The organism is Pseudomonas sp. C8002, from assembly GCF_013385765.1.
GTDB lineage: Bacteria > Pseudomonadota > Gammaproteobacteria > Pseudomonadales > Pseudomonadaceae > Aquipseudomonas.
In genome coordinates, this window is the sequence record NZ_JACAPJ010000029.1 from 166426 (window position 1) to 187329 (window position 20904).

Annotated in this window: 22 protein-coding genes; 9 read left to right on the plus strand and 13 right to left on the minus strand. The window is 61.4% G+C overall.

Translation table 11 applies throughout. The annotated features are described in order from the left end of the window. Nucleotides 1-122: 122 nt before the first annotated feature. From HX814_RS26670 to HX814_RS26685, 4 genes are all read right to left on the minus strand, one after another. On the minus strand, nt 123-524 hold the full coding sequence (locus HX814_RS26670) for a biopolymer transporter ExbD (protein ID WP_017478080.1): 402 nt from the start codon (nt 522-524) through the stop codon (nt 123-125). 1 nt (nt 525) lies between these two features. Next, nucleotides 526-1251 (minus strand): MotA/TolQ/ExbB proton channel family protein, encoded by a 726-nt coding sequence (locus tag HX814_RS26675; protein ID WP_085984637.1) that lies wholly within the window; start codon nt 1249-1251, stop codon nt 526-528. 50 nt (nt 1252-1301) lie between these two features. After that, nucleotides 1302-2111 (minus strand): energy transducer TonB, encoded by an 810-nt coding sequence (locus HX814_RS26680; RefSeq protein WP_177009311.1) that lies wholly within the window; start codon nt 2109-2111, stop codon nt 1302-1304. A gap of 240 nt (nt 2112-2351) precedes the next feature. After that, nucleotides 2352-3203 (minus strand): LysR family transcriptional regulator, encoded by an 852-nt coding sequence (locus HX814_RS26685; protein ID WP_177009312.1) that lies wholly within the window; start codon nt 3201-3203, stop codon nt 2352-2354. A gap of 105 nt (nt 3204-3308) precedes the next feature. Here HX814_RS26685 and HX814_RS26690 point away from each other — a divergent pair, with 105 nt between their 5' ends. The 6 genes from HX814_RS26690 (at nt 3309) to HX814_RS26715 (ending at nt 8764) form a co-directional block, all read left to right on the plus strand. After that, nucleotides 3309-3770: a nucleoside deaminase gene (locus HX814_RS26690; protein ID WP_134325533.1), complete on the plus strand. Its 462-nt coding sequence runs from the start codon at nt 3309-3311 to the stop codon at nt 3768-3770. Continuing rightward, nucleotides 3757-4956, plus strand: a complete 1200-nt coding sequence (locus HX814_RS26695; RefSeq protein ID WP_177009313.1) for a CynX/NimT family MFS transporter — start codon at nt 3757-3759, stop codon at nt 4954-4956. Before HX814_RS26690 ends, HX814_RS26695 begins: the two co-directional genes overlap by 14 nt. Nucleotides 4957-5030: 74 nt before the next feature. Continuing rightward, a complete protein-coding gene (locus tag HX814_RS26700; RefSeq protein WP_003218124.1) occupies nt 5031-5963 on the plus strand; it encodes a LysR family transcriptional regulator in 933 nt (310 codons plus the stop codon). Nucleotides 5964-6093: 130 nt separating this feature from the next. After that, nucleotides 6094-7266, plus strand: coding sequence for an L-dopachrome tautomerase-related protein (locus HX814_RS26705; RefSeq protein WP_177009314.1), 1173 nt, complete (start codon nt 6094-6096; stop codon nt 7264-7266). A gap of 12 nt (nt 7267-7278) precedes the next feature. Beyond that, nucleotides 7279-8160: a LysR family transcriptional regulator gene (locus HX814_RS26710; RefSeq protein WP_177009315.1), complete on the plus strand. Its 882-nt coding sequence runs from the start codon at nt 7279-7281 to the stop codon at nt 8158-8160. Nucleotides 8161-8452: 292 nt separating this feature from the next. Beyond that, the gene (locus HX814_RS26715) at nt 8453-8764 is read left to right on the plus strand and encodes a putative quinol monooxygenase (RefSeq protein ID WP_003218128.1); all 312 of its coding nucleotides are present in this window, start codon (nt 8453-8455) and stop codon (nt 8762-8764) included. A 38-nt stretch (nt 8765-8802) separates the two neighbouring features. Here HX814_RS26715 and HX814_RS26720 read toward each other — a convergent pair whose 3' ends face one another. Next, nucleotides 8803-9882, minus strand: a complete 1080-nt coding sequence (locus tag HX814_RS26720; protein ID WP_177009316.1) for a fatty acid desaturase — start codon at nt 9880-9882, stop codon at nt 8803-8805. Nucleotides 9883-9983: 101 nt separating this feature from the next. On the opposite strand from HX814_RS26720, the gene HX814_RS26725 reads away from it, so the two are divergent. Then, nucleotides 9984-10988: an AraC family transcriptional regulator gene (locus HX814_RS26725; protein WP_087693638.1), complete on the plus strand. Its 1005-nt coding sequence runs from the start codon at nt 9984-9986 to the stop codon at nt 10986-10988. 145 nt (nt 10989-11133) lie between these two features. On the opposite strand, the gene HX814_RS26730 is transcribed toward HX814_RS26725, so the two are convergent. Both HX814_RS26730 and HX814_RS26735 read right to left on the minus strand, forming a co-directional pair. Further along, the gene (locus HX814_RS26730) at nt 11134-11499 is read right to left on the minus strand and encodes a response regulator (RefSeq protein ID WP_003218132.1); all 366 of its coding nucleotides are present in this window, start codon (nt 11497-11499) and stop codon (nt 11134-11136) included. A gap of 38 nt (nt 11500-11537) precedes the next feature. Then, nucleotides 11538-12224 carry a Crp/Fnr family transcriptional regulator gene (locus tag HX814_RS26735; protein WP_003218134.1) on the minus strand — a complete coding sequence of 229 codons (687 nt, stop codon included), beginning with the start codon at nt 12222-12224 and terminating at the stop codon, nt 11538-11540. A gap of 83 nt (nt 12225-12307) precedes the next feature. Here HX814_RS26735 and HX814_RS26740 point away from each other — a divergent pair, with 83 nt between their 5' ends. Next, nucleotides 12308-12832 carry a DUF962 domain-containing protein gene (locus tag HX814_RS26740; protein ID WP_003218136.1) on the plus strand — a complete coding sequence of 175 codons (525 nt, stop codon included), beginning with the start codon at nt 12308-12310 and terminating at the stop codon, nt 12830-12832. A gap of 126 nt (nt 12833-12958) precedes the next feature. On the opposite strand, the gene HX814_RS26745 is transcribed toward HX814_RS26740, so the two are convergent. The 6 genes from HX814_RS26745 to dibA form a co-directional block, all read right to left on the minus strand. Further along, nucleotides 12959-13939 carry a sulfate/molybdate ABC transporter ATP-binding protein gene (locus HX814_RS26745; protein ID WP_003218138.1) on the minus strand — a complete coding sequence of 327 codons (981 nt, stop codon included), beginning with the start codon at nt 13937-13939 and terminating at the stop codon, nt 12959-12961. Nucleotides 13940-13942: 3 nt separating this feature from the next. Then, entirely contained in the window at nt 13943-14815 is an 873-nt protein-coding gene (gene cysW / locus HX814_RS26750; protein ID WP_003218139.1) for a sulfate ABC transporter permease subunit CysW, read from the minus strand. A 13-nt stretch (nt 14816-14828) separates the two neighbouring features. Continuing rightward, nucleotides 14829-15647 (minus strand): sulfate ABC transporter permease subunit CysT, encoded by an 819-nt coding sequence (gene cysT / locus HX814_RS26755; protein ID WP_003218141.1) that lies wholly within the window; start codon nt 15645-15647, stop codon nt 14829-14831. A 163-nt stretch (nt 15648-15810) separates the two neighbouring features. Further along, nucleotides 15811-16821, minus strand: coding sequence for a sulfate ABC transporter substrate-binding protein (locus HX814_RS26760; RefSeq protein ID WP_003218143.1), 1011 nt, complete (start codon nt 16819-16821; stop codon nt 15811-15813). A 76-nt stretch (nt 16822-16897) separates the two neighbouring features. Next, nucleotides 16898-17080 carry a sulfur starvation response protein OscA gene (oscA, locus tag HX814_RS26765; protein WP_003170956.1) on the minus strand — a complete coding sequence of 61 codons (183 nt, stop codon included), beginning with the start codon at nt 17078-17080 and terminating at the stop codon, nt 16898-16900. 322 nt (nt 17081-17402) lie between these two features. Continuing rightward, the gene (gene dibA, locus HX814_RS26770) at nt 17403-19313 is read right to left on the minus strand and encodes a phosphodiesterase DibA (protein WP_008433689.1); all 1911 of its coding nucleotides are present in this window, start codon (nt 19311-19313) and stop codon (nt 17403-17405) included. A 166-nt stretch (nt 19314-19479) separates the two neighbouring features. Here dibA and desA point away from each other — a divergent pair, with 166 nt between their 5' ends. Next, nucleotides 19480-20664 (plus strand): delta-9 fatty acid desaturase DesA, encoded by a 1185-nt coding sequence (gene desA, locus HX814_RS26775; RefSeq protein ID WP_087693634.1) that lies wholly within the window; start codon nt 19480-19482, stop codon nt 20662-20664. Nucleotides 20665-20904: the final 240 nt, after the last annotated feature.

The window sequence follows — 20904 nt, forward strand, 5'->3', positions numbered from 1 at the left end:
GCTGTAAGAGCGGAACCATAAGTAGCCGTTACCTAAATAACGGATATGTACTCCCCCCAAAGCAAAAAAAAGGCCGCACCCTGCCAAGGAGACGGCCAAAAAAATTGTCGAGGCATTTGAAACTAACGTGCAGTAATCACCGACAGCTTGGTAATCCCCGCCCGCTCGATAGACGCCATGGCTCGCGCCACTTCGCCGTAGTTCACTCCATCATCAGCCTGCAGTTGCACCCGCACCTCCGGGTCCTTGGCCTTGGCCGACTGCAAGTTGAACTCCAGCAAATCCGGCTGGATTTCATCCTTGTTGATAAACAGTTTCCCGGCCGCATCAATGCTCACCACCAGCGGGTCCTTCTGCTCCACCGGGGCCACGGCCTCGGTCTTGGGCAAGTTGATCGGAATCGCATTGGTCAACAACGGCGCCGTGACGATAAACACCACCAGCAGCACCAGCATCACGTCCACCAGCGGCGTAACGTTGATCTCGCTCAGCACCTCATCACTGTCTTGCGTGGAGAAGGCCATCTCAGGACGCCTCCTTCACTTTTTGCGCGCCACCCTGGGCACCGGCCTTGCTCAGCGTCGGGTGCAGCAGCACGCGGAACGAGTTCTTCTGCGCCAGGCTGTAGAAGTCGTGGGCGAAGTCGTCCAGGTCAGCAGCCGTGAGCTTCAGGCGACGCAGGAAGTAGTTGTAAACCAGCACCGCCGGCACCGCGACGGCAATACCCACACCCGTGGCAACCAGTGCCGCACCGATCGGCCCGGCCACGGTTTCGAGGCTGGCGGAACCGGCGGCGCTGATGCCTTTCAGGGCTTCCATGATCCCCCACACAGTGCCGAACAGGCCGATAAACGGCGAGGTGCTGCCGATACTCGCAACCACGGCCAGGCCGGTTTCCAGGGAGCGACGCTCACGCACGATCTGTTGGCGCAAAGCGCGTTCAAGACGGTCCTGATGGTTGATCGCCTGGCTCAGGTCAGCAGCGTGTGGCGCCTCACCCACCTGGATCGCGGCGTAACCGGCCTGGGCCACACGAGCGGCGGCGCCGGGTTTGGTTTCGGCCAACTCAGCGGCCGAGTCCAGGCTGGATGCCGCCCAGAACTGTTTGTGGAACTTGCGATCCTGGGACTTGAGGCGGCCGAACTGGACGCCCTTGAGCAGGGCCAGGCCCCAGGTAGCGACCGAAAAGACCACCAGCAGCCAGATCACCGCGCTTTCGATGGATTCAGTTGGAGATGCTAATGCCATGATGTTTTCCCTCTGTGCAGGTCGCGATGTGTCCAACACACCGCATCCAATAATTAATGAATCTTGAAATCGATCGGTACGCTGACCCAGCCGTCCTGGGCCACATCACCCTGCTTGGCCGGTACAAAACTCCAGCGCTTCACGGCAGCCAGTGCGGCTTCGTCGAGTTGCTGGCGACCACTGCTTTTCTGAATCTGGATCTCACCCGGCTTGCCGGTGGCCAATACATGCACCCGCAACAGCACCGTGCCTTCCCAACCCCGGCGCTGGGCCAGTGACGGGTATTCCGGCGCCGGGTTCTTCAGGTACGCGGCGTTGGCCGAGGCCGGTGTCACCGGCGCGGGCGCAGGCGGTGCCGGCGGTGCTGGAGCCGGTGGCGCGGGTACAGGCGGCGCGGGCGGCTGCTCGGCTACCGGTTTCGGTGCGGGCTTGGGCACAGGCTTTGGCACCGGCTTGGGTTTCGGAATCTTTTTCGGCGCCGGCTTGGCGGCCAATTCATCAACCACCGGCGGCGGTGGCTCGACAACCGGTGGCGGCGGCGGTGGCGGTACAGGCGGCGGCTCCACAACCGGCGGAGCCGGCTGGGAAAATTCGATCGTCATCGGCGGGATTTCCGGCGGCACAATCGGCAGCACCGGGGTTGGCTTCTGGCTGACCCAATAGATCACCGCGCCATGCAAGGCCAGCGCGAGAATCCCCAACAGGATCGCTTCACGCCGACTCAACACACCCTTCGGGGTTTTCTGCGTACGCAACTGCCCCAACGGCGCGCGATGCGGCCGGCCAAGGTCGACCAACTCACCACCCGGTGCGTGGCGCCACTGCGCCTCTTGTGCACTGGCGGCGGTCTGGACATTGCCCATTGATTAACTCCCCTGCGGTCTTAAGCAAAAAAACCGACGGGCCTGCCTTGGCGGCCGTCGAGGGCTGAATCATCGGGGGCAGACGCTTATCTCTTAAAGTAATCTTTAAAGTTATAGATAGATCTAAATTGAATAACCGAAACATCCGGATACGCCGAAGCCACGTCCTGCGCGGCCTGGCGCCGAGGGGGAAAATCTCAATGCTTTTGAGGCATACAAAATATTCACTGAAGGCATGGCTCAGCGTGGATTACCGGCACACAAATCCTGCAATTGGCGTAGCAACGCCTGCCCTGCCGCACCAAGGCCGTTACGGCCATACAGCGCCAGCCGCACGCCCTGCACCGCAGGCAAACCGCTGTCCGCGCCCAACATCACGTGCCCGGGCTGCACCACCCGCATTGGCAACAGGCTGATCCCCAGCCCCGCCGCCACCGCCGAACACACGCTGGCCAAGCTGGCGCTGGAATAACCGATGCGCCAGCGCCAGCCGCCTACCTCCAGGTGATGCAGCATTTCATTGCGGTACAGGCCGCCAGCGGGAAACGCCACCAGCGGCAGCGGATCACGTCCCAGGGACGGCGAACTGCGGCTGTCGACCCAACACAACGGCTCCGGCCAGGACACCAGGCAGTCATCGCTGTCACCCATTTGCTTGACCAGCAGCACGTCGAATTCACCGCCGCGATAATCCCGCAACAATTCCGGCCCCAAGCCGCTGGTGACCTCCAGGCGCACCCGGGGATAAGCCTGCACAAACGCCGACAGCAGCGGCATCAGGCGCTCGGCCGCAAAATCCTCGGGCACCGCCAGGCGCAACACGCCATCGCTCTGCTGATTGATCAGCACGTCGGCCGCCTCTTCGTGCAGCGCCAGGATGCGCCGCGCATACGCCAGCAAGCGTTCACCCTCCACCGTGGCTACCACGCGGCGCTGATCCCGGTCGAGCACCTGGCTGCCCAGTGCATCTTCCAGGCGGCGGATCTGTTGGCTGACCGTGGACTGGGTCAAGTGCAGCCGCTCGGCCGCGCGGGTGAAATTGCCGCAATCGACGACGGCAACAAAGCTGCGCAACAACACAGGATCGAACATGGGCTCACCATTCCATTTGCCACTGATTGGCATGTTTATATTTAATTTCAGAATACCCCTGCGGCTGCCCATACTTCACGCCTCATTGCGCACGAGGGGTTTTCCATGACTGACGATCAACAGCATCTGCATCACGCCGTGCAACTGGCCAAGGCCAACGTAGCCGCTGGTGGCCGCCCGTTTGGTGCCGTGCTGGTGCGCGACGGCGAGGTGCTGGTGGAGGCCGTCAACGAAATCCACCTGAGCCAGGACCCCACCGCCCACGCCGAGATGCTCGCCATCCGTGCCGCCAGCCAACAACTCGGCCCGCGCCTCGACGGTTGTGTGATCTACGCCAGCGGCCAGCCCTGCCCGATGTGCCTGAGTGCGATGCACCTGTGCGGCATATCCCGTGTGGTGTTCGCTGCCAGCAACGACGTGGCGGCGCCCTTTGGTTTGTCCACAGCAGCGATCTACCAGCAACTGGCGCTGCCGCTGGCGGAGCAAAAATTGCCCGTGCAGCACCTGCCGCAGGCAGCGATGCAAGCCCTTTACCGCGAGTGGCAGGCCCTGCATGACGCTGAATAATTCGTTGGCCGGCAAGCTCGCCGGTTGGGGTTTGTTGGTAGTACTGGGCCTAAACCTGCGACCGATCCTCAGTTCCATCAGCCCGTTGCTGGGGGAAATCCGCCTGGCCACCGGCCTGAGTTTCCAGAGCAGCGCCCTGCTCACCAGCCTGCCGGTGATCTGCATGGGCCTGGTGGCGCTGGTAGGTGTGCGCCTGGAGGCGAAGCTGGGGGAGCGTCGCGGAATCGCCCTGGGCTTGATGATGATTCTGCTGGCGTGCCTCGCGCGCTGGCTGTTTGGCCAGGCGCCGGCGCTGCTGGCCACGGCATTGTTCGGCGGTGCGGGTGTGGCGCTGATCCAGGCGCTGGTGCCGGCGATGATCAAGCGCCAGTTTCACCAGCGCGTGCCGTTGGCGATGGGGGTTTACTCGGCTTCGCTGATGGGCGGCGGTGGCTTGGCCGCCCTGCTCAGCCCGTTGGTGGCGGGGCATTTCCAGCAGTGGCAGGCAGGGCTCGGGATCTGGCTGCTACCGGCCCTGGGCGCACTATTGTTGTGGGCGTGGCTGCCATTGGGTGCGGCGAAAAACCCACAGGTGACGGCGCCGTTCCGGGGACTGCGCAACCGTCGGGCGTGGTTGCTGGCGCTGTATTTCGGCCTGGTGAATTGCGGCTACATGAGCATGGTCGCGTGGCTGCCGGCCTACTACCAGCAGTTGGGTTGGGGCGTACTGCCCAGTGGTTCGCTGCTGGCGTTCATGACGATCTTCCAGGTAATCGCCGCGCTGCTGATGCCCGCACTGGCGCAACGTGGCATTGATCGTCGACCGTTACTGAGCATCAGCCTGCTGGCCCAGACCGTGGGCTATATCGGCCTGCTGACGGCGCCGCTGGAATTCCCCCACGTGTGGGTGGCGTTGATCGGTTTCGGCCTGGGAGCATGTTTCGCCCTGAGCCTGTTGCTGACCCTGGATCACCGCCGCGACCCTCGGGAGGCCGGCCAACTGGCGGCGTTCGTCCAGGGCGTGGGTTTTTTGATCAACGCCGTATCACCGTGGCTGACCGGCTGGCTGCGGGAATTGACTGGCAGTTTCGTCAGCGCCTGGATGGTGCTGACGCTGACGGTGGTGGCGATGCTGATACTCACCCGGGTGTTCAGCCCGGGCACCTACCGCACAGGCTCTATGGATATGCAATTTGAATCTAGATAAAACAATGAACATTCTTTTGCGGAATAAGCGAGGCGATTAGAATCGCGGTTTCCTTCAGGACGCCGGAAAACTCCATGGACCTTCGCCAACTGCGCTACTTCATTGCTCTGAATGAGTACCGCAGTTTTGTGCGCGCCGCCGACGCCATGGGCATTACCCAGCCGGCGTTCAGCCGCAGCATCCAAAGCCTGGAACAGGAGTTTGGCTGTGTGCTGGTGGACCGCGCCCACAAAGACCTGCGCCCCACTCCCGAGGGCCAGGTGGTGTTGCAACATGCCTTGTCGCTCGTTCAGGGGGCGGCGCGGCTGAGCCACGAAGTCACCCGCATGACCAAGCTCGACGCCGGCGAATTGCGCTTTGGCTGCGATGCCGTGGCGGCGGTGAACCTGGTGCCTGGAGCGATCGCACGGTTTGTCGGCGCTCATCCACGAGTACGCAGCGGTTTGCATGTGGATAACTGGGAAAAACTCGGACGCAGTTTGAGTCGCGAAGAGATCGAATTCTTCATCGCCGATGTGCGCCACTTCGAGGCCGATCCGAATTTCCAGACCCAGGCCCTGACACCCCGGCGCAATGTATTTTTCTGCCGCGCCGGGCACCCGTTACTGGCCAAGGACAGCCTCTCGACCAACGACTTGTTTGACTACCCGCTGGCCACACCGCTGATCGCTCCCGGGGTACGCAAGCTACTGGCCAACCTGAGCGGGCGTGTCGACTTTTCTCCCGCTATCGAACTGGAGCAGTTTGCGGCGCTGGCAGCCATCGTGCACCAGTCCAACGCGATTGGCCTGGGTGCCGAGGATGCGTTTGCCGAAGACTTTGCCCGTGGCGCACTGACGGTGTTGCACTGGCGCAACGTGCCTCACAGCCTCGACAGTTTGAACAACCGCTGCGGGATCATCAGCCGTACCGGGTTTCGCTTGTCGCCGGCGGCGAAGGCGATGATCGAAACCCTGATCACCGTGGATACCCCCTCTGCTGAAGCAAGCTTGCTCGCCCGCAATTAAAAAACCAGGCTTGCGCGCGGCAGCCCATTCTCTTGATTTCAATGAAACTGTTATCGGCAATCAGCGGGTTTTTTCGCCTGCCGGGAACCGACACCATTGGCTCCAGAACAGAAAAACCTGGAGCCCTGCCATGTACTTGAAATACCCAATCAGTTGGACTGCCCTTGCCTTGGCAGCGGCCCTCACCGGCACCGCCGCCCAGGCTTCCATGCCGGCGAACCTGCCCGCCGATCAGAGCGTTGGCGCCATCGAGCAGGTGCACGCCTTCCACGATGCCATGCCCACCGGCGTGAGCGTTACCGAGACCGGACGCATCTTTGTCAACTTTCCTCGCTGGGGCGACGAGGTGCCGTTTACCGTCGCAGAATTGCGCGACGGCAAAGTCGTACCCTACCCTGACCAGGCGATAAATCAGGCCAACCCCAAAGACCCGACCAAAGGGTTTATCAGCGTACAAAGCGTGGTGGCCGACGGGCGCGGACGCCTCTGGATACTGGACACCGCGGCGCCTGGCTTCTCGCCTCCACAGCCAGGTGGTGCCAAGCTCGTCGCAGTTGAGCTCGCCACCAACAAGGTGGTCAAGACCCTCGTATTCCCGAAAAACGTCATGCTGCCCGGCACCTACGTCAACGACATGCGCTTTGATTTTCGCGTGGGTGACCAAGGCGTGATCTATATCACCGACTCTTCACTTACCGGCCCGGGCGCGATCATCGTCATGGACATCGCCAGTGGCACGGCCATACGCCGGCTCAGTGGTGCACCCTCGACCTCGGTCGACCCGAACTTCGTACCCACGGTCGAAGGCCAGGTCCTGAAAGTGCGGGATGCCAAAGGCGGCACCCAGCCTTTTGCCGTGGCTTCGGACGGCATCGCCCTGTCGGCTGATGGGCAGACCTTGTATTTCTGCCCGCTGTCGAGTAGGCACCTGTACGCCATCCCCACGGCACTGCTGCGTGACGAGACAGTCAGCGAAGCACGGCTCGAAATGGCGGTCAAAGACCTCGGGGAAAAAGGCGCCTCGGACGGGCTTGAAGCCGACGCCTCGGGGGCCGTGTATGCCGGCGACTACGAAAACAACAGCGTGCGCAAACGGCTGGCGAACGGGCAATGGCAGACCATCGTCCATGATCCGCGTGTGCTTTGGCCCGACACACTGTCAATCGGTCCTGATGGCTACCTGTACTTCATCGCCAATCAGCTGCACCGCCAAAGTATCTTTCACGCAGGCAAAGACTTGCGCCAGAAACCCTACAGCCTGCTGCGCGTGAAGATCGATGCCGCACCGGCGCCCACACACTAGCGGCGCCGAAGCATGAATATTGATGCGTTGAACCTGTTCATGCGATCAACAGAGCTGGGCAATATCACCGCAGCCGGCAGGGAGCTGGGACTCGCGCCCTCGGTGGCCAGCCACAAACTGGCGAAGCTTGAAGAATACCTAGGCATGCGCCTGCTGCATCGCACCACTCGCCAGGTCAGCCTGACCGAAGACGGTGCGCTGTTTCTGCCCCATGCAATCCGGGTGCTGGCAGCCGTGGACGAGGCCTATCTGGTCGCGGTGAAAGGCAAGGACGTGGCCAAGCGGGTGTTAAGAGTATCCGCCCCCGGGTCCTTCGCGCGGATGTGCCTGATGCCGGCCATTACCCGGTTCCTGCACGCCAACCCGAAGCTGAAGATCGACCTGATACTGTCCGATCAAATGCAGGACCTGACCGAGATCGGGATTGATGTGGCAATCCGCATCGCCGCCCTGAAGGACTCATCCCTGGTGGCGCGCAAGCTCGGCTGCGACAGACGCATCCTGTGTGCGGCACCCGCCTACCTCCAGGCGCATGGCGAACCGACTTCACCTGCGGAGCTGGTCAATCATTCCTGCATCCTGCTGGGCGACGAGGACCATTGGCGTTTCGTGGGTGCCCAGTCACACAAAGTCACGGCAATCAGTGGTTCGCTCAGAGTCAATTGCGGCGAAAGCGCACGGCTTGCCGCGGAGGGTGGGCTCGGCATCGTCTCTGCTTCACAGTGGAACGTCAGGCCCTCACTGGAAAGCGGCGCATTGGTGGAAATCATGCCGTCCTGTGTCCTGGAGCAAACCCGGGATATCTGGGCGATCTACCCCAGCGCGCGGTTGATCTCATCCAAGGCTCGGGCTTTCGTCGAGTTCATGATCGCCGAGTTCCAGGGCGATTTTTAGCATAGGGAAAAAATCATGACGGTGACTCACCAAACTGCAGGCAGAACAAATCTCGCGAGCGGTCCACGCGTCGTTCGACTAGGGGTGACAGACTTGTCGTTCCATCGGGTTACCGCTGCGGTGGTAGCGCTGGTGTTGCAACGCATGGGCCTGACCGGACAAAGACGGCCGTTCGATTCCGAGGCCTTTTACGAATTCTGAATTCGCGGCAGGCTGGCTACAAGGGCCTGCTCACTGAGGCTAGTTTGGCGATGCAGATGTTCTGCAATCTCCCCAAACCGAGGATTCCAACATGCTCTACCTGGTTTTCAGCGGCACCATCAAAGAAGGCAAACAGGCCGAGTTCTATCGTGATGTAGCGGCCGTTTCACAAAAGCTCACCCACCAGCACGACAAGGCCGTGGTCTATCAATGGCATAAGGATGAAGAGAACCCCAACCGGTTCTTTCTCAACGAACAGTGGGAAAGCGTCGCGGACCTGCACGCGCATTTCGAAACGCTCTACAAAGCCTTCGGCCCGGCGAAACCCACCGAGCGCCTGCCGGCGAAAATCCTCGCGTACCTGGATGAAGCACAGGTGAACTTCTACCAGGCCATTCAGTAAATCGCACCCGGTCACCCCAGGGTGACCGGGACGCTTGCTCAGATCGCTGTCCTTTCCACCGGGTTGAGTTCGCTCAGCCGTCCCTCCTGGCGCGCAAACCGATTGGCCCGGGCAAACGTGCCGAAATCGTTGAAGCGCACGCCCATCTCAGCCATCACCTTGTGCGCCGTTTTCACCGTCATCTGGCGGATGTAGAACGGCTCCTTGACCACAAAATGATGAATCCCGTGGGTGCTGCCGAAGTTGAAGCAGAACGCTTGCAACGGCCACAGCCACCACGGGTTGAGCACCTGGGTTTGCTGGATCACGTTGCCCGGCTCGATGTCGCCGTAGTAGTGCATGTTGGAGCTGACAAAGTGCAGGCAGAAGGTACGCAGCACGTTGGGGCCGATGATCACCACGGCGGCGATGTCGATGATGTGCATCACCGCCAGCGTGTTGGCCGACCAGTCGATCGGCACGCCCAGCAGGCTGGCGATGCCATTGGCGGCATGAAAGCCGAGGAACACATACCACGCGCCCCAATGCAGCAGCGCCAGCGGTGCGTAGACCAGCGCCGTGCGCTTGAGAATGCCCAGCTTGTGCTTCCAGGATGGTGCGCGCAGCACCCGGATCAGTGCCGACATGATGTTGTCGCCGACCATCAGCAAACGTGCCAGGCCCCACGGTTCACCGTTGGTGATTGCGCGCTCTTCGATGTCGGTTTCGCTGCCGGAAACCTTGTGGTGATTGAGGTGGATATGGCGCCGTACCCAAGGGTTGATTGTGCTGGGCCGCGCCAGCCACACCAGGCCCATCATCAGGTTGTGGGGCAGGCGCTGCTTGCGAAAGTACATGCTGTGGATCAGGTCGTGTTCCAGTTCGTGGGTCAGTGACGCAAGAAACGCGTTGAGCAGCAGGCACACCCACCACGCCATGTGCCCGGTGATATACAGCGCCGCCGAACCCAGCATGCCCACCAGGGCAAAGGCCAGGATGCCCGCGCCCAACGCATCCTGATGCAGCAGCCAGGGGTGGCGCTGGCGCAATAACAGCCCCTCGGCCAGCACCACTTCACGGATATGCGCTGAACGCTGTTGTGCGTTCATCTGCCGGGGACTTGCAGAAGTACCGTCCATGCTTCCATCCTCTGTCTTATTGATGCGTACATCCTGCCCTATGCGATCTGGCGGGACGCTAGCCCCACACGCCAACCTGTTGACCGCAAGCGCCAATCAACATGACCGAACCGACCTCTCTCGCCAGCTGGACCCGCGCCCTGCGCAAGCAGCTCGACGCCCTGGGCCTCGACAGCGCCGCGCTGTGCGCCCAGGCCGGGCTCGACCCGCAGTTGATGGAAGATCCGAACGCGCGCTACCCGCTATCGGCCACCACGCGCCTGTGGGAACTGGCGGTACAGGCCAGCGGCGACCCGGCGATTGGCTTGCGGGTGTCGCGGTTTGTCAGCCCCACCACCTTTCACGCGCTGGGATATGCGCTGGTGGCCAGCGGCAGCCTGCGGGAAGTGTTCGAGCGGATCGTGCGCTATCACCAGGTGGTCAGCGACGCACTGAGCCTGGAGCTTAGCCGGGAGGGCGAACGTTACCGCTTTCGCCTGCAACAGCCCGCCGGTACACCCGCACCCGCGTTTGAGGCGATTGATGCGTTCGCCGCGATTTACGTGCGCACCTGCCGCAATCGCCTGGGCCGGGAGTACGCGCCGCTGGCGGTGTACCTGCGGCGGCCCGAGCCGGCTGATCCCAAGCCGTGGCACACGGTATTTCGCGCGCCGGTGTTTTTTGCCGCCGAGGAAGACCGTCTGGAATTTGCGGCCCGGGACTTTGACAGCCACCTGGACGATGCCAACCCCGAGTTGGCCGAGCACAATGAAACCGTGCTCAAGCGCACCCTGGCGCAACTGCGGCCGCTGACCTGGGAACGCAAGGTGCGTTCGGCCATTGAGGCGCAGTTGCCTGACGGTGAGCCGAGCGCCGAGCGCATCGCCCAGGCGTTGCATCTGAGCTTGCGCAGCTTGCAGCGGCATCTGGCGGATGAGGGCTGCCGGTTTGATGCGCTGCTGAACGAATGCCGGGAGAACCTCGCGCTGCTGCATCTGCGGGATCCCGAGTGTTCGCTGGCGGAGATCAGTCATTTGCTGGGGTTTGCCGATACCAGCAGCTTCAACCGGGCGTTCAAGCGCTGGACCGGGATCACGCCGGGGCAGTTTCGGGATGGGTTGAGGTAGCTGGAGTTGCGGCGGCTGCGAGGGCCTCTTCGCGAGCAAGCCCGCTCCCACATTTGACCGCATTCCAAAGGATGTACTCGGCCAAATGTGGGAGCGGGCTTGCTCGCGAAAGCGGTCGATCAAACACCCCAAAAGCCAGTGGCAGTCAGCGCCCGCGATCCCGCCGCAACACCTTCTTCACCCGCGCCACCAACGCCCGGGCTTCAAACGGCTTGAGCAAATAATCATCCTCATGCAATTCCAGCCCACGCAGCCGATCTTCAATCCCGTCAGGCGTGGTCAAAAACAACATCGGCGTCTCACCCTTCAACCGGATCGCCTGCTGCAGCTTCCAGGCATTCAGCCCCGGCAGCATCACATCCAGGATCACCAGGTCGTATTCGGTGCTTTCCACAAAGCGCAGGGCCGCCATGCCATTGGCCGCCACCTCCACCGTGTAGCTGGCCTCTTCAAGACTGCGGCCCATCGCCTCGGCCGCCTCTGACTCGTGTTCCACTAGCAGGACGCGCATAACACACCTCGAATAATCGTGAACGCAGGCTACCACCCTCAGGCATGCGCCGCCTCGCGCAAACGTTGCGGGTCGAGGATTTCGATCTCGCCATAGCCCAGGCGCACGATGCCCTGGCCTTGCAGGTCCTTGAGCAACGCATTGGTGGTCTGGCGCGACAGGCTCAACATCGCGGCCAGGTCTTCCTGGGGCAGTTGCAGCACCTGCCGGGCCTGCTCGATGTCGCCATAGCCCTCGGCGATCATCAGCAGGCGGTGCGCCACCCGCACCGACGCCGGCATCAGGCTCAATTGCTCGATATTGATAAAGGTCAGGCGCAGTTTCTGGCTCATCAACAGGGCCATGTCGCGCCAGTAACGCGGAGTCTGTTCAAGGATGTGCAGCAACGCCGGCTGCGGTACCTGCAACAACGTACACGGCCCGACGGCGCAGGCATCGTGGGTGCGGGGCAACCCGTCGAACAATGAGATTTCGCCGAACCAGTATGGCAACTCCGCCAGGCTCAACACTGCCTCCTTGCCCTGCTCGTTCACCGCGCTGATACGCAGGGAGCCTTCCAGCACCGCATACAACCCACACGGCGGATCGCCGCGCTTGAACAGGTATTGCCCCGCCGTCAGCTGCCGCAACCGGGCGCTGGCCAGCAAGCTATTCTGTAGATCAGCAGGCAGATGGCTGTACCAGTGACCGGTGGCCAGCCGTGGGTGCCATTTCTCTACATCCATGCGAACTCCGAAGATTGTCGGCCAGTTGACAGTGTGTCGTGGGCCTACAGGGCATGATCAAACATCCTACAGGAGGAACAACAATGAAAAGCCTCGTCGACCATCTCAGTCAATACGCCGCCTACCACCGCGACCCGCGCAATATCGCCAGCCACTTTATCGGCATCCCGCTGATTGTGGTGGCCGTGGCCGTGCTGCTGTCACGCCCCGAATGGACGGTGGCCGGGCTGTGGCTGTCGCCCGCGGTGGTAGTGGCGCTGCTTTCGGCATGGTTCTACCTGCGCCTGGAACTGGCGCTCGGCGTGCTGATGACGGTGCTGATGGGCCTGTCGGTGTGGGCCGGGCATGTGCTGGCGGCGCAAAGCACGCTGGTGTGGCTGAGCAGCGGCATCGGCATGTTCGTGGTGGGCTGGGTGATCCAGTTTGTGGGGCATTACTACGAGGGGCGCAAGCCGGCGTTTGTCGATGACGTGTCCGGGTTGATCGTGGGCCCGTTGTTCGTGGTGGCGGAGTTGGCGTTCCTGGTGGGGCTGCGGCATGACCTGAAGCGGCAGATTGAAGAGCGCTCAGGGCCCGTGGCCGTGCGGCACAAGAACGCCACGGCCTGAGCAACACTGGAGATCCAAATGTGGGAGCGGGCTTGCTCGCGAAAGCGGAGTGTCAGTCACCGGATGTACCGACTGAACCACCGCATTCGCGAGCAAGCCCGCTCCCACATGGGTTTTGCGGCGCTTTTAGGCTTTTTGCCAGACCTTGGGCTTGAAGAACAACGTCTCGCCCCGCGCCAAACCCGTCAGGCTGTCGTGGTCTTTCACCACTTCAGCCTCGATCAACTCGCTCTGGCCTTCGACCTTCAGGGTCACCCGGGTGGTCGCGCCAAGCGGGCGAATATCACGCACTTCAGCCGCGTGGTGGTCTTCCAGTTCATGGCGCGACAGCGACACTTCATGCGGGCGGAACAGCACGTGCTTGTCTTCACCCAAATGCAGGCGGTTGGAGTCCCCGAGGAAGTGATAAACAAAATCACTGGCCGGGTTTTCGTAGACTTCGCCCGGTGAGCCAATCTGCTCGATCACGCCCTTGTTCATCACCACGATGCGGTCCGCCACTTCCATGGCTTCTTCCTGGTCGTGGGTCACGAACACCGAGGTCAGGTTGATGTCTTCGTGCAGGCGCGCCAGCCACCGGCGCAGTTCTTTACGGACCTTGGCATCGAGGGCGCCGAAGGGTTCATCCAGCAGCAGCACTTTCGGCTCTACCGCCAGGGCGCGCGCCAGGGCGATACGCTGGCGCTGGCCGCCGGAGAGTTGTTCCGGGTAGCGATCCGACAGCCAATCGAGCTGCACCATGTTCAGCAGCTCGTGGACTTTCACGGCGATCTGGCTTTCGGTGGGGCGCTGGTTTTTCGGTTTCATGCGCAGGCCGAACGCGACGTTGTCGAACACGGTCATGTGGCGGAACAGCGCGTAGTGCTGGAACACAAAGCCGACGTTGCGATCACGCACGTCGTGGCCGGAGACGTCTTCACCATGGAACACGATGTTGCCGGCATCCGGGGTTTCGAGACCGGCGATGATCCGCAGCAGGGTGGTCTTGCCGCAGCCGGACGGGCCCAGCAACGCCACCAGCTCGCCACTCTGGATGTCCAGATTGATGCTGTTCAGGGCCTTGAAGGCGTTGAAATTCTTGCTGACATTACGGACTTCGATCGACATGACTTATTCCTCACCAGCACTTTTGCGCAGGCGGTTGATACGGTTCTCGCTCCACTGCTTGAGCAGCAGGATGAAGAGCGCCAGGATCAGCAACAGGCTCGCGACGGCAAACGCGGCGACGTGGTTGTATTCGTTGTAGAGGATCTCGACGTGCAGCGGCAAGGTGTTGGTCACGCCGCGAATGTGGCCGGACACCACCGACACCGCACCGAACTCACCCATGGCCCGCGCGGTACACAGCACCACGCCGTAGATCAGGCCCCACTTGATGTTCGGCACGGTGACATGCCAGAACATCTGCCAACCGTTGGCGCCCAGCAGGCGCGCGGCCTCTTCTTCCTGGGTGCCCTGCTCCTGCATCAGCGGGATCAGCTCACGGGCCACGAACGGCACGGTGACAAAGATGGTCGCCAGCACGATGCCCGGCAAGGCGAACACGATCTGGATGTCATGGTCTTGCAGCCACGGGCCAAAGAAGCCCTGGGCGCCGAACATCAACACGTAGACCAGGCCGGCGATCACCGGCGATACCGAGAACGGCAGGTCGATCAGGGTCACCAGGATACTTTTGCCACGGAACGAGTACTTGCTCACGCACCAGGCGGCGCTGACGCCGAACACCACGTTGAGCGGTACCGAAATCACCACGGCGATCACCGTGAGTTTCAATGCCGACAGCGCGTCCGGCTCAAGGATCGCGGTGAAGAACGCACCCAGGCCATTCTTCAGGCCCTGGGACACCACGATAAACAGCGGCAGCAACAAAAACAGGAAGAACACCAGCCAGCCAAGGCTGATCAGGATGCGTCGGGACACCGCACTGCCACGACGGGCAGCGTTGGCCGAGGACGCGGCGGAAATAGACGATTGGGACATGTTCCGCGCCTCCTTATGGGTGTTCGATGCGCCGCTGCAGCAAGTTGATCAGCAGCAGCAGGACAAAGGAAACCACCAGCATCAGCACACCGATGGACGTGGCGCCGTGGTAGTCGTATTGGTCGAGCTTGACCATGATCAGCAACGGCAGGATCTCGGTTTTCATCGGCATGTTGCCGGCGATGAAGATCACCGAACCGTACTCACCGACACCTCGTGCAAACGCCAAGGCGAAGCCGGTCAACCAGGCAGGCAGCAGCGCCGGTACCAGGATGTAGCGGAACACTTGCAGGGGCTTGGCGCCGAGACAGGCGGCGGCTTCTTCGATTTCCCGGGGGATATCGGCCAACACCGGCTGCACGGTACGCACCACGAATGGCAGCGTGACGAAGGTCAGCGCGAGGGTGATGCCCAGGGGGGTGTAGGCGATCTTGAAGCCCAGGTCGGCGGCGAACTGGCCTACCAGGCCAGTGGGCGTGTACAGCGCGGTGAGTGCAATACCGGCGACGGCGGTGGGCAGGGCGAACGGCAAGTCGATCATCGCATCGATGATCTTGCGCCCGGGGAAGGTGTAGCGCACCAGAACCCATGCCAGCAGGGTACCGATCACGCCGTTGATGATCGCGGCATACAACGCAGTGCCGAAGCTCAGTTTCAACGCCGCCAGCACACGCGGTGCGGAGATGATGTTCCAGAACTGATCCCAGGTGAGTTGAGCGGCATGTACAAACATCGCCGCAAGGGGGATGAGTACGATCAGGCTGAGGTACACCACGGTGTAGCCCAGCGTCAGCCCGAAGCCGGGTATGACGGGGGAGATACGACGCGACATAAGAGTCCTTGGTTAGCGGGTAGATACCACTGTAGGAGCGAGCTTCTGTGGGAGCTGGCTTGCCTGCGATGCCGGCACCTCGGTGTATCAGTTACACCGAGGTGATGCTATCGCGGGCAAGCCCGGCTCCCACAGAAAGCTGGCTCCTACAGTTTGATTTTGCTTACTGCGCCGAGTAGATCTGGTCGAACACGCCACCGTCATTGAAGAATTTCGGTTGGGCAGTTTTCCAGCCGCCGAAGTCTTTGTCGATAGTCACCAGGTCCAGTTTCGGGAACTGCTGGGCGTATTTGGCGGCGACTTTCTCATCGCGTGGGCGGTAGAAGTTCTTCGCCGCAATCTCCTGTCCAGCCGGGCTGTACAGGTGCTTGAGGTACTCGGTGGCGATCTCGGTATTGCCCTTTTTCTCGGCGTTCTTGTCGACCACGGCCACTGGCGGCTCGGCGAGGATCGACAGCGAAGGTACAACGATGTCGAACTTGTCGGCGCCGCCGTCTTCCTTCAGGGCCAGGAAGGCTTCGTTTTCCCAGGCCAGCAACACGTCACCCTGACCGTTGTTGACGAAGGTGATGGTCGAACCGCGCGCGCCGGTGTCGAGGATCGGCACGTGCTTGAACAGCTCTTTCACGTATTCCTGGGCCTTGGCTTCGCTGCCACCGGCTTTCAGGCCGTAGGCCCAGGCGGCGAGGAAGTTCCAGCGGGCGCCGCCGGAGGTTTTCGGGTTCGGGGTGATCACCGACACGTCTTTCTTGATCAGGTCGCCCCAATCCTTGATGCCTTTAGGGTTGCCCTTGCGTACCAGGAACACGATGGTCGAGGTGTACGGGGTGCTGGCGTCCGGCAGGCGGGTTTGCCAGTTTTCCGGCAGGGTCTTGCCCAGTTTTGCGATTTCGTCGATGTCGCCGGCCAGGGCCAGGGTCACGACGTCGGCGCGCAGGCCGTCGATTACCGCGCGGCCCTGCTTGCCCGAACCACCGTGGGATTGCTGGATCTTGACGTTGTCACCCGGGTGCGACTGCTTCCAGAAGCTGGTGAATTCAGCGTTGTAGTCCTGGTAGAGCTCGCGGGTGGGGTCGTAAGACACGTTGAGCAGTTCGTAATCCTTGGCAACAGCGGAACCGGCAAACACGGCACTGGCCAGTGCTGCCAGGGCATAACGGCGAATCGACGACATAGAAGGCTCCTGAAATTCTTGGGTGTTGGCTTTTTTCTTATAGTTGCGGGTCTTGCAATCGAATCGCCGGTGTTGCTCAGCTCGGTTTGTTGCCCGGGTTCTGCAAACGGAATTTCTCTTTGCGTTCGATTTGTACTACCTGGGCGTTGTGCACAGTGATTTCCACCGCGCCAAACCGCAGATCGCGCAGGGCGCTCTGGATCTCGCGCAAAATGGCTGCTTCGTCCTGGCCGTCAACGCTACGTAGAGATGCGCTCATGGTCGTGCTCCTGAAATGAGAAGTGCCTCGCAGTGGCGGCACTGCTTGCGGCGTGAGGGCGATAGTAGATAAGCGCGGATATTCTTAAAAATACTATTTAAGAATGTTTATATAACCAGAAAGAATTTTCTGATGGGACGAGGGGTTGCGAGGGGTTTGGCGGGACGACCCGTGAAATAAAGCCGTGTGGAGATCCAAATGTGGGAGCGGGCTTGCTCGCGAAGGCGGTGGGTCAGTGACAGATTTGCTGACTGACCCACCGCCTTCGCGAGCAAGCCCGCTCCCACATTTTGGCCCTGTTTGAAATCAGGACAGGCGGTGGTTAACGAATGGTCGGCGCCCTCGCCCAATCCAGCTCACTGGCCGGCATCGGCCGACCAAACCAGTACCCCTGGCCAAGGTCACAGCGCTGTTCCAATAGAAACCGCGCCTGCTCAACCTGCTCGATGCCCTCGGCATGCACCTGCATGCCCATGCTCTGCGCCAACGCGATCACTACCCGCACAATCGCCGCATCGTCCTCATCCCACGGCAACCCGGCGACAAAACCCTGGTCGATCTTGAGCTTCTGCACCGGCAAGCGCTTGAGCCGCAGCAGCGATGAATAACCGGTGCCAAAGTCGTCGATAGCCAGGCGTAAGCCGAGCTCACGCAGGCGATGCATTTGCTCAAGGGCGACTTCCGGGTCCTCCATCACCGCGCTTTCGGTGACTTCCAGCTCTAAAAGCGCCGGATCCAGCCCCGTGTCGTGCAGCACCTTGGCTACTTGCTCATACAGCTCCCGCCGGGCAAACAGGCGGCTGGACACATTCACCGCGAGAAACGTCAGCGGTGCGCCGTCTGCCAGCCATTGGCACATCTGGCGACAGGCCTGGTCCATGACCCAGGCGTCGATGTCGGCAATCAGCCCGGTGCGCTCGGCAATCGGGATGAATTCCCCCGGCGGCACCAGCCCGCGCTCCGGGTGCTGCCAGCGCACCAGGGCTTCGACGCCGATCATTCGGCTGTCTTGCAGGTCGTGCACTGGCTGGTAGTAAACCCGCAGCTCCTGCTGATCCAGCGCGCGGCGCAGTTCACCGGCCATTTCCACGCGGTGCTGGGCGTGGGCGGTAAGCTCTTCGGTGTACAAGGCGTAGCCTTCGCGGCCGGCGCTCTTGGCCTTGAACAACGCGGAGTCGGCGTTGCGCAGCAGTTGCTCGGCGCTCAGCGCGTCGCTGGGGAACAGGCTGATGCCGATGCTCACGCTGATAAACAGTTGATGGCCGTCGAAGATGACCGGTTCTTTCATCGCGTCGAGAATACGTTGCGCCAGGGCGGCGGCCTGGCCCACCTGTGGACAACTTTCCGCCAGCACCGCGAACTCGTCACCGCCCAGGCGCGCCAGGGTCACGCCGGGGCCGAACAGGCCTTGCAGGCGCTCGCCGACGGCCTTGAGCAACTGGTCGCCGACGTTATGGCCGAGGCTGTCGTTGATGATCTTGAAATGGTCGAGGTCGAGCAGCAGCAAGGCGCAGCCACGTTTATGGATCTGCGCGGAGGCCAGGGCCTGTTCGGCACGATCGGTGAACAGCAGGCGGTTGGGCAGGTCGGTCAGCGGGTCGTGATGGGCCAGGTGCGCCAACTCGCTCTCGGAGTGCTTGATGGCGCTGATATCGGAGAACACCGCGACGTAGTGGCTGATATGGCCCTGCTCATCACGGATCACCCGGATGGTCTGCCACTGTGGATAGATTTCGCCGCTTTTACGGCGGTTCCAGATTTCACCGCTCCATTCACCGTCACGTTCCAGCGTCTCGAACATCGCCTGGTAGAAACTGGCCGAGTGGCGCCCGGACTTGAACAGGCTCGGCTGGTGCCCCAGCACGTCTTCGCACTGGTAGCCGGTGATTTCGATAAAGGCCCGGTTGACGTGAACAATCAGCCCCAGGGCATCGGTGACCAGCACCCCTTCGCGGGTGCAATCGAACACGGCGGCGGCCTGGCGCAGGCGCTCGCGGTTTTCCTTCAGTGGCTGCTGGATCAGGTTCGCCCGAGCAAAGTGCGCGCAGAGCAGGTAGATCGCCAGGGCACTGAGGCTGACCCACAGGTAACCGCGTATCTGAAGCCAGCGGCCCAGCTCCACGGGTTCATCGATAAAGTTGATCAATACCTGATGGCTGAGCTGAATCCACACAATCGAAACCAGCAGGTACATCAGCCCGGCACGCAGGGCACCTCGGTATGAAAACAGCATATGTTCAGTAATCCTTACTAAAAAACCAGATTCGCCCTACAAAGGTTACGGATTATAGAATAAGAAACATCCAGTCACTCCTATCTGAAAGGGCGGCTGGTTTTATCTGTAGGCTTAGTGATAATGCGCAAGCTGGTTTTTTCTTTATCTGAGGGCCATACAGCCTATGTGGTACAACGGTTTTCTTGACTTGTCGGCCTGGCAACTGGTGGCAGTCACTCTGTTGATGACCCACGTGACCATTGTCGGGGTCACGGTCTATCTGCACCGCTATTCAGCCCACCGCTCCCTGGAGCTCAATGCTGGCCTGAAACACTTCTTCCGCTTCTGGTTGTGGCTCACCACGGCGCAGAACACCCGCGAGTGGACCGCTATCCACCGCAAACACCACGCCAAGTGCGAAACCGTCGACGATCCCCACAGCCCGGTGATCAAGGGCCTGTCCACCGTGCTGCGCAAAGGCGCCGAGCTGTATCGCGCCGAAGCCGAGAACCCCGAGACCCTGCGCATCTACGGCAAGAACTGCCCGGAAGACTGGATCGAGCGCAAGCTCTACACCCCGTACCCGCTGCTGGGCGTGGCGATCATGGGCGTGATCGACCTGCTGCTGTTCGGCACCATCGGCATCACCATCTGGGCCATCCAGATGATGTGGATCCCGTTCTGGGCTGCCGGCGTAATCAACGGCCTGGGTCATGCCATCGGCTACCGCAACTTCGAATGCCGCGATGCGGCGACCAACCTGATTCCCTGGGGCATCATCGTGGGTGGCGAAGAGCTGCATAACAACCACCACACCTACCCCAACTCCGCCAAGCTGTCGGTGAAGAAGTGGGAGTTCGACCTGGGCTGGGCCTGGATCAAAGTGTTCAGCTTCCTGCGCCTGGCCAAGGTGCAACGGGTCGCGCCGATCGCTCACCGGGTCGAAGGCAAGGGCAGCCTGGACATGGACACCGCGATGGCGATCCTCAACAACCGCTTCCAGATCATGGCCCAGTACCGCAAGTTGGTGATTGGCCCGCTGGTCAAGCAGGAACTGGAAAAGGTCGATCACTCGGTGCGCCATCAATTCCATCGCGCCAAGCGCCTGCTGTCGCGGGAGACCAGCCTGCTGGATGACCGCCACCACGTGCGCATCCAGAGCATGCTGGAGCACAGCCAGGCCCTGAAAGTGATCTACGAGAAGCGCCTGGCGCTGCAACAGATCTGGCTGAAAACCAGCACCAACGGCCACGACATGCTGGCGGCGATCAAGGAATGGGTGCACGAGGCCGAGGCCAGCGGGATTCAATCCCTGCGGGACTTTGCCCATCAGCTGAAGACCTATTCGCTGCGGCCTGCCGCGGCCTGATACGGCTGTAGCGAGCCGATTTTTTGTGGCAGGGGAGCTTCTGTGGCGAGGGAGCTTGCTCCCGCTGGAGTGCGCAGCGCTCCCAAGATTTTGGGGCCGCTACGCAGCCCAGCGGGAGCAAGCTCCCTCGCCACAACAAGCTCCTTCCCCATAGCAGCTCCTTCCCCACAGCAAGCCCCTCCCCCCAACAAACTCGCTCCTACATGTTTCTGGCGCCATTTCTTGGTCGCCTCTAATCGG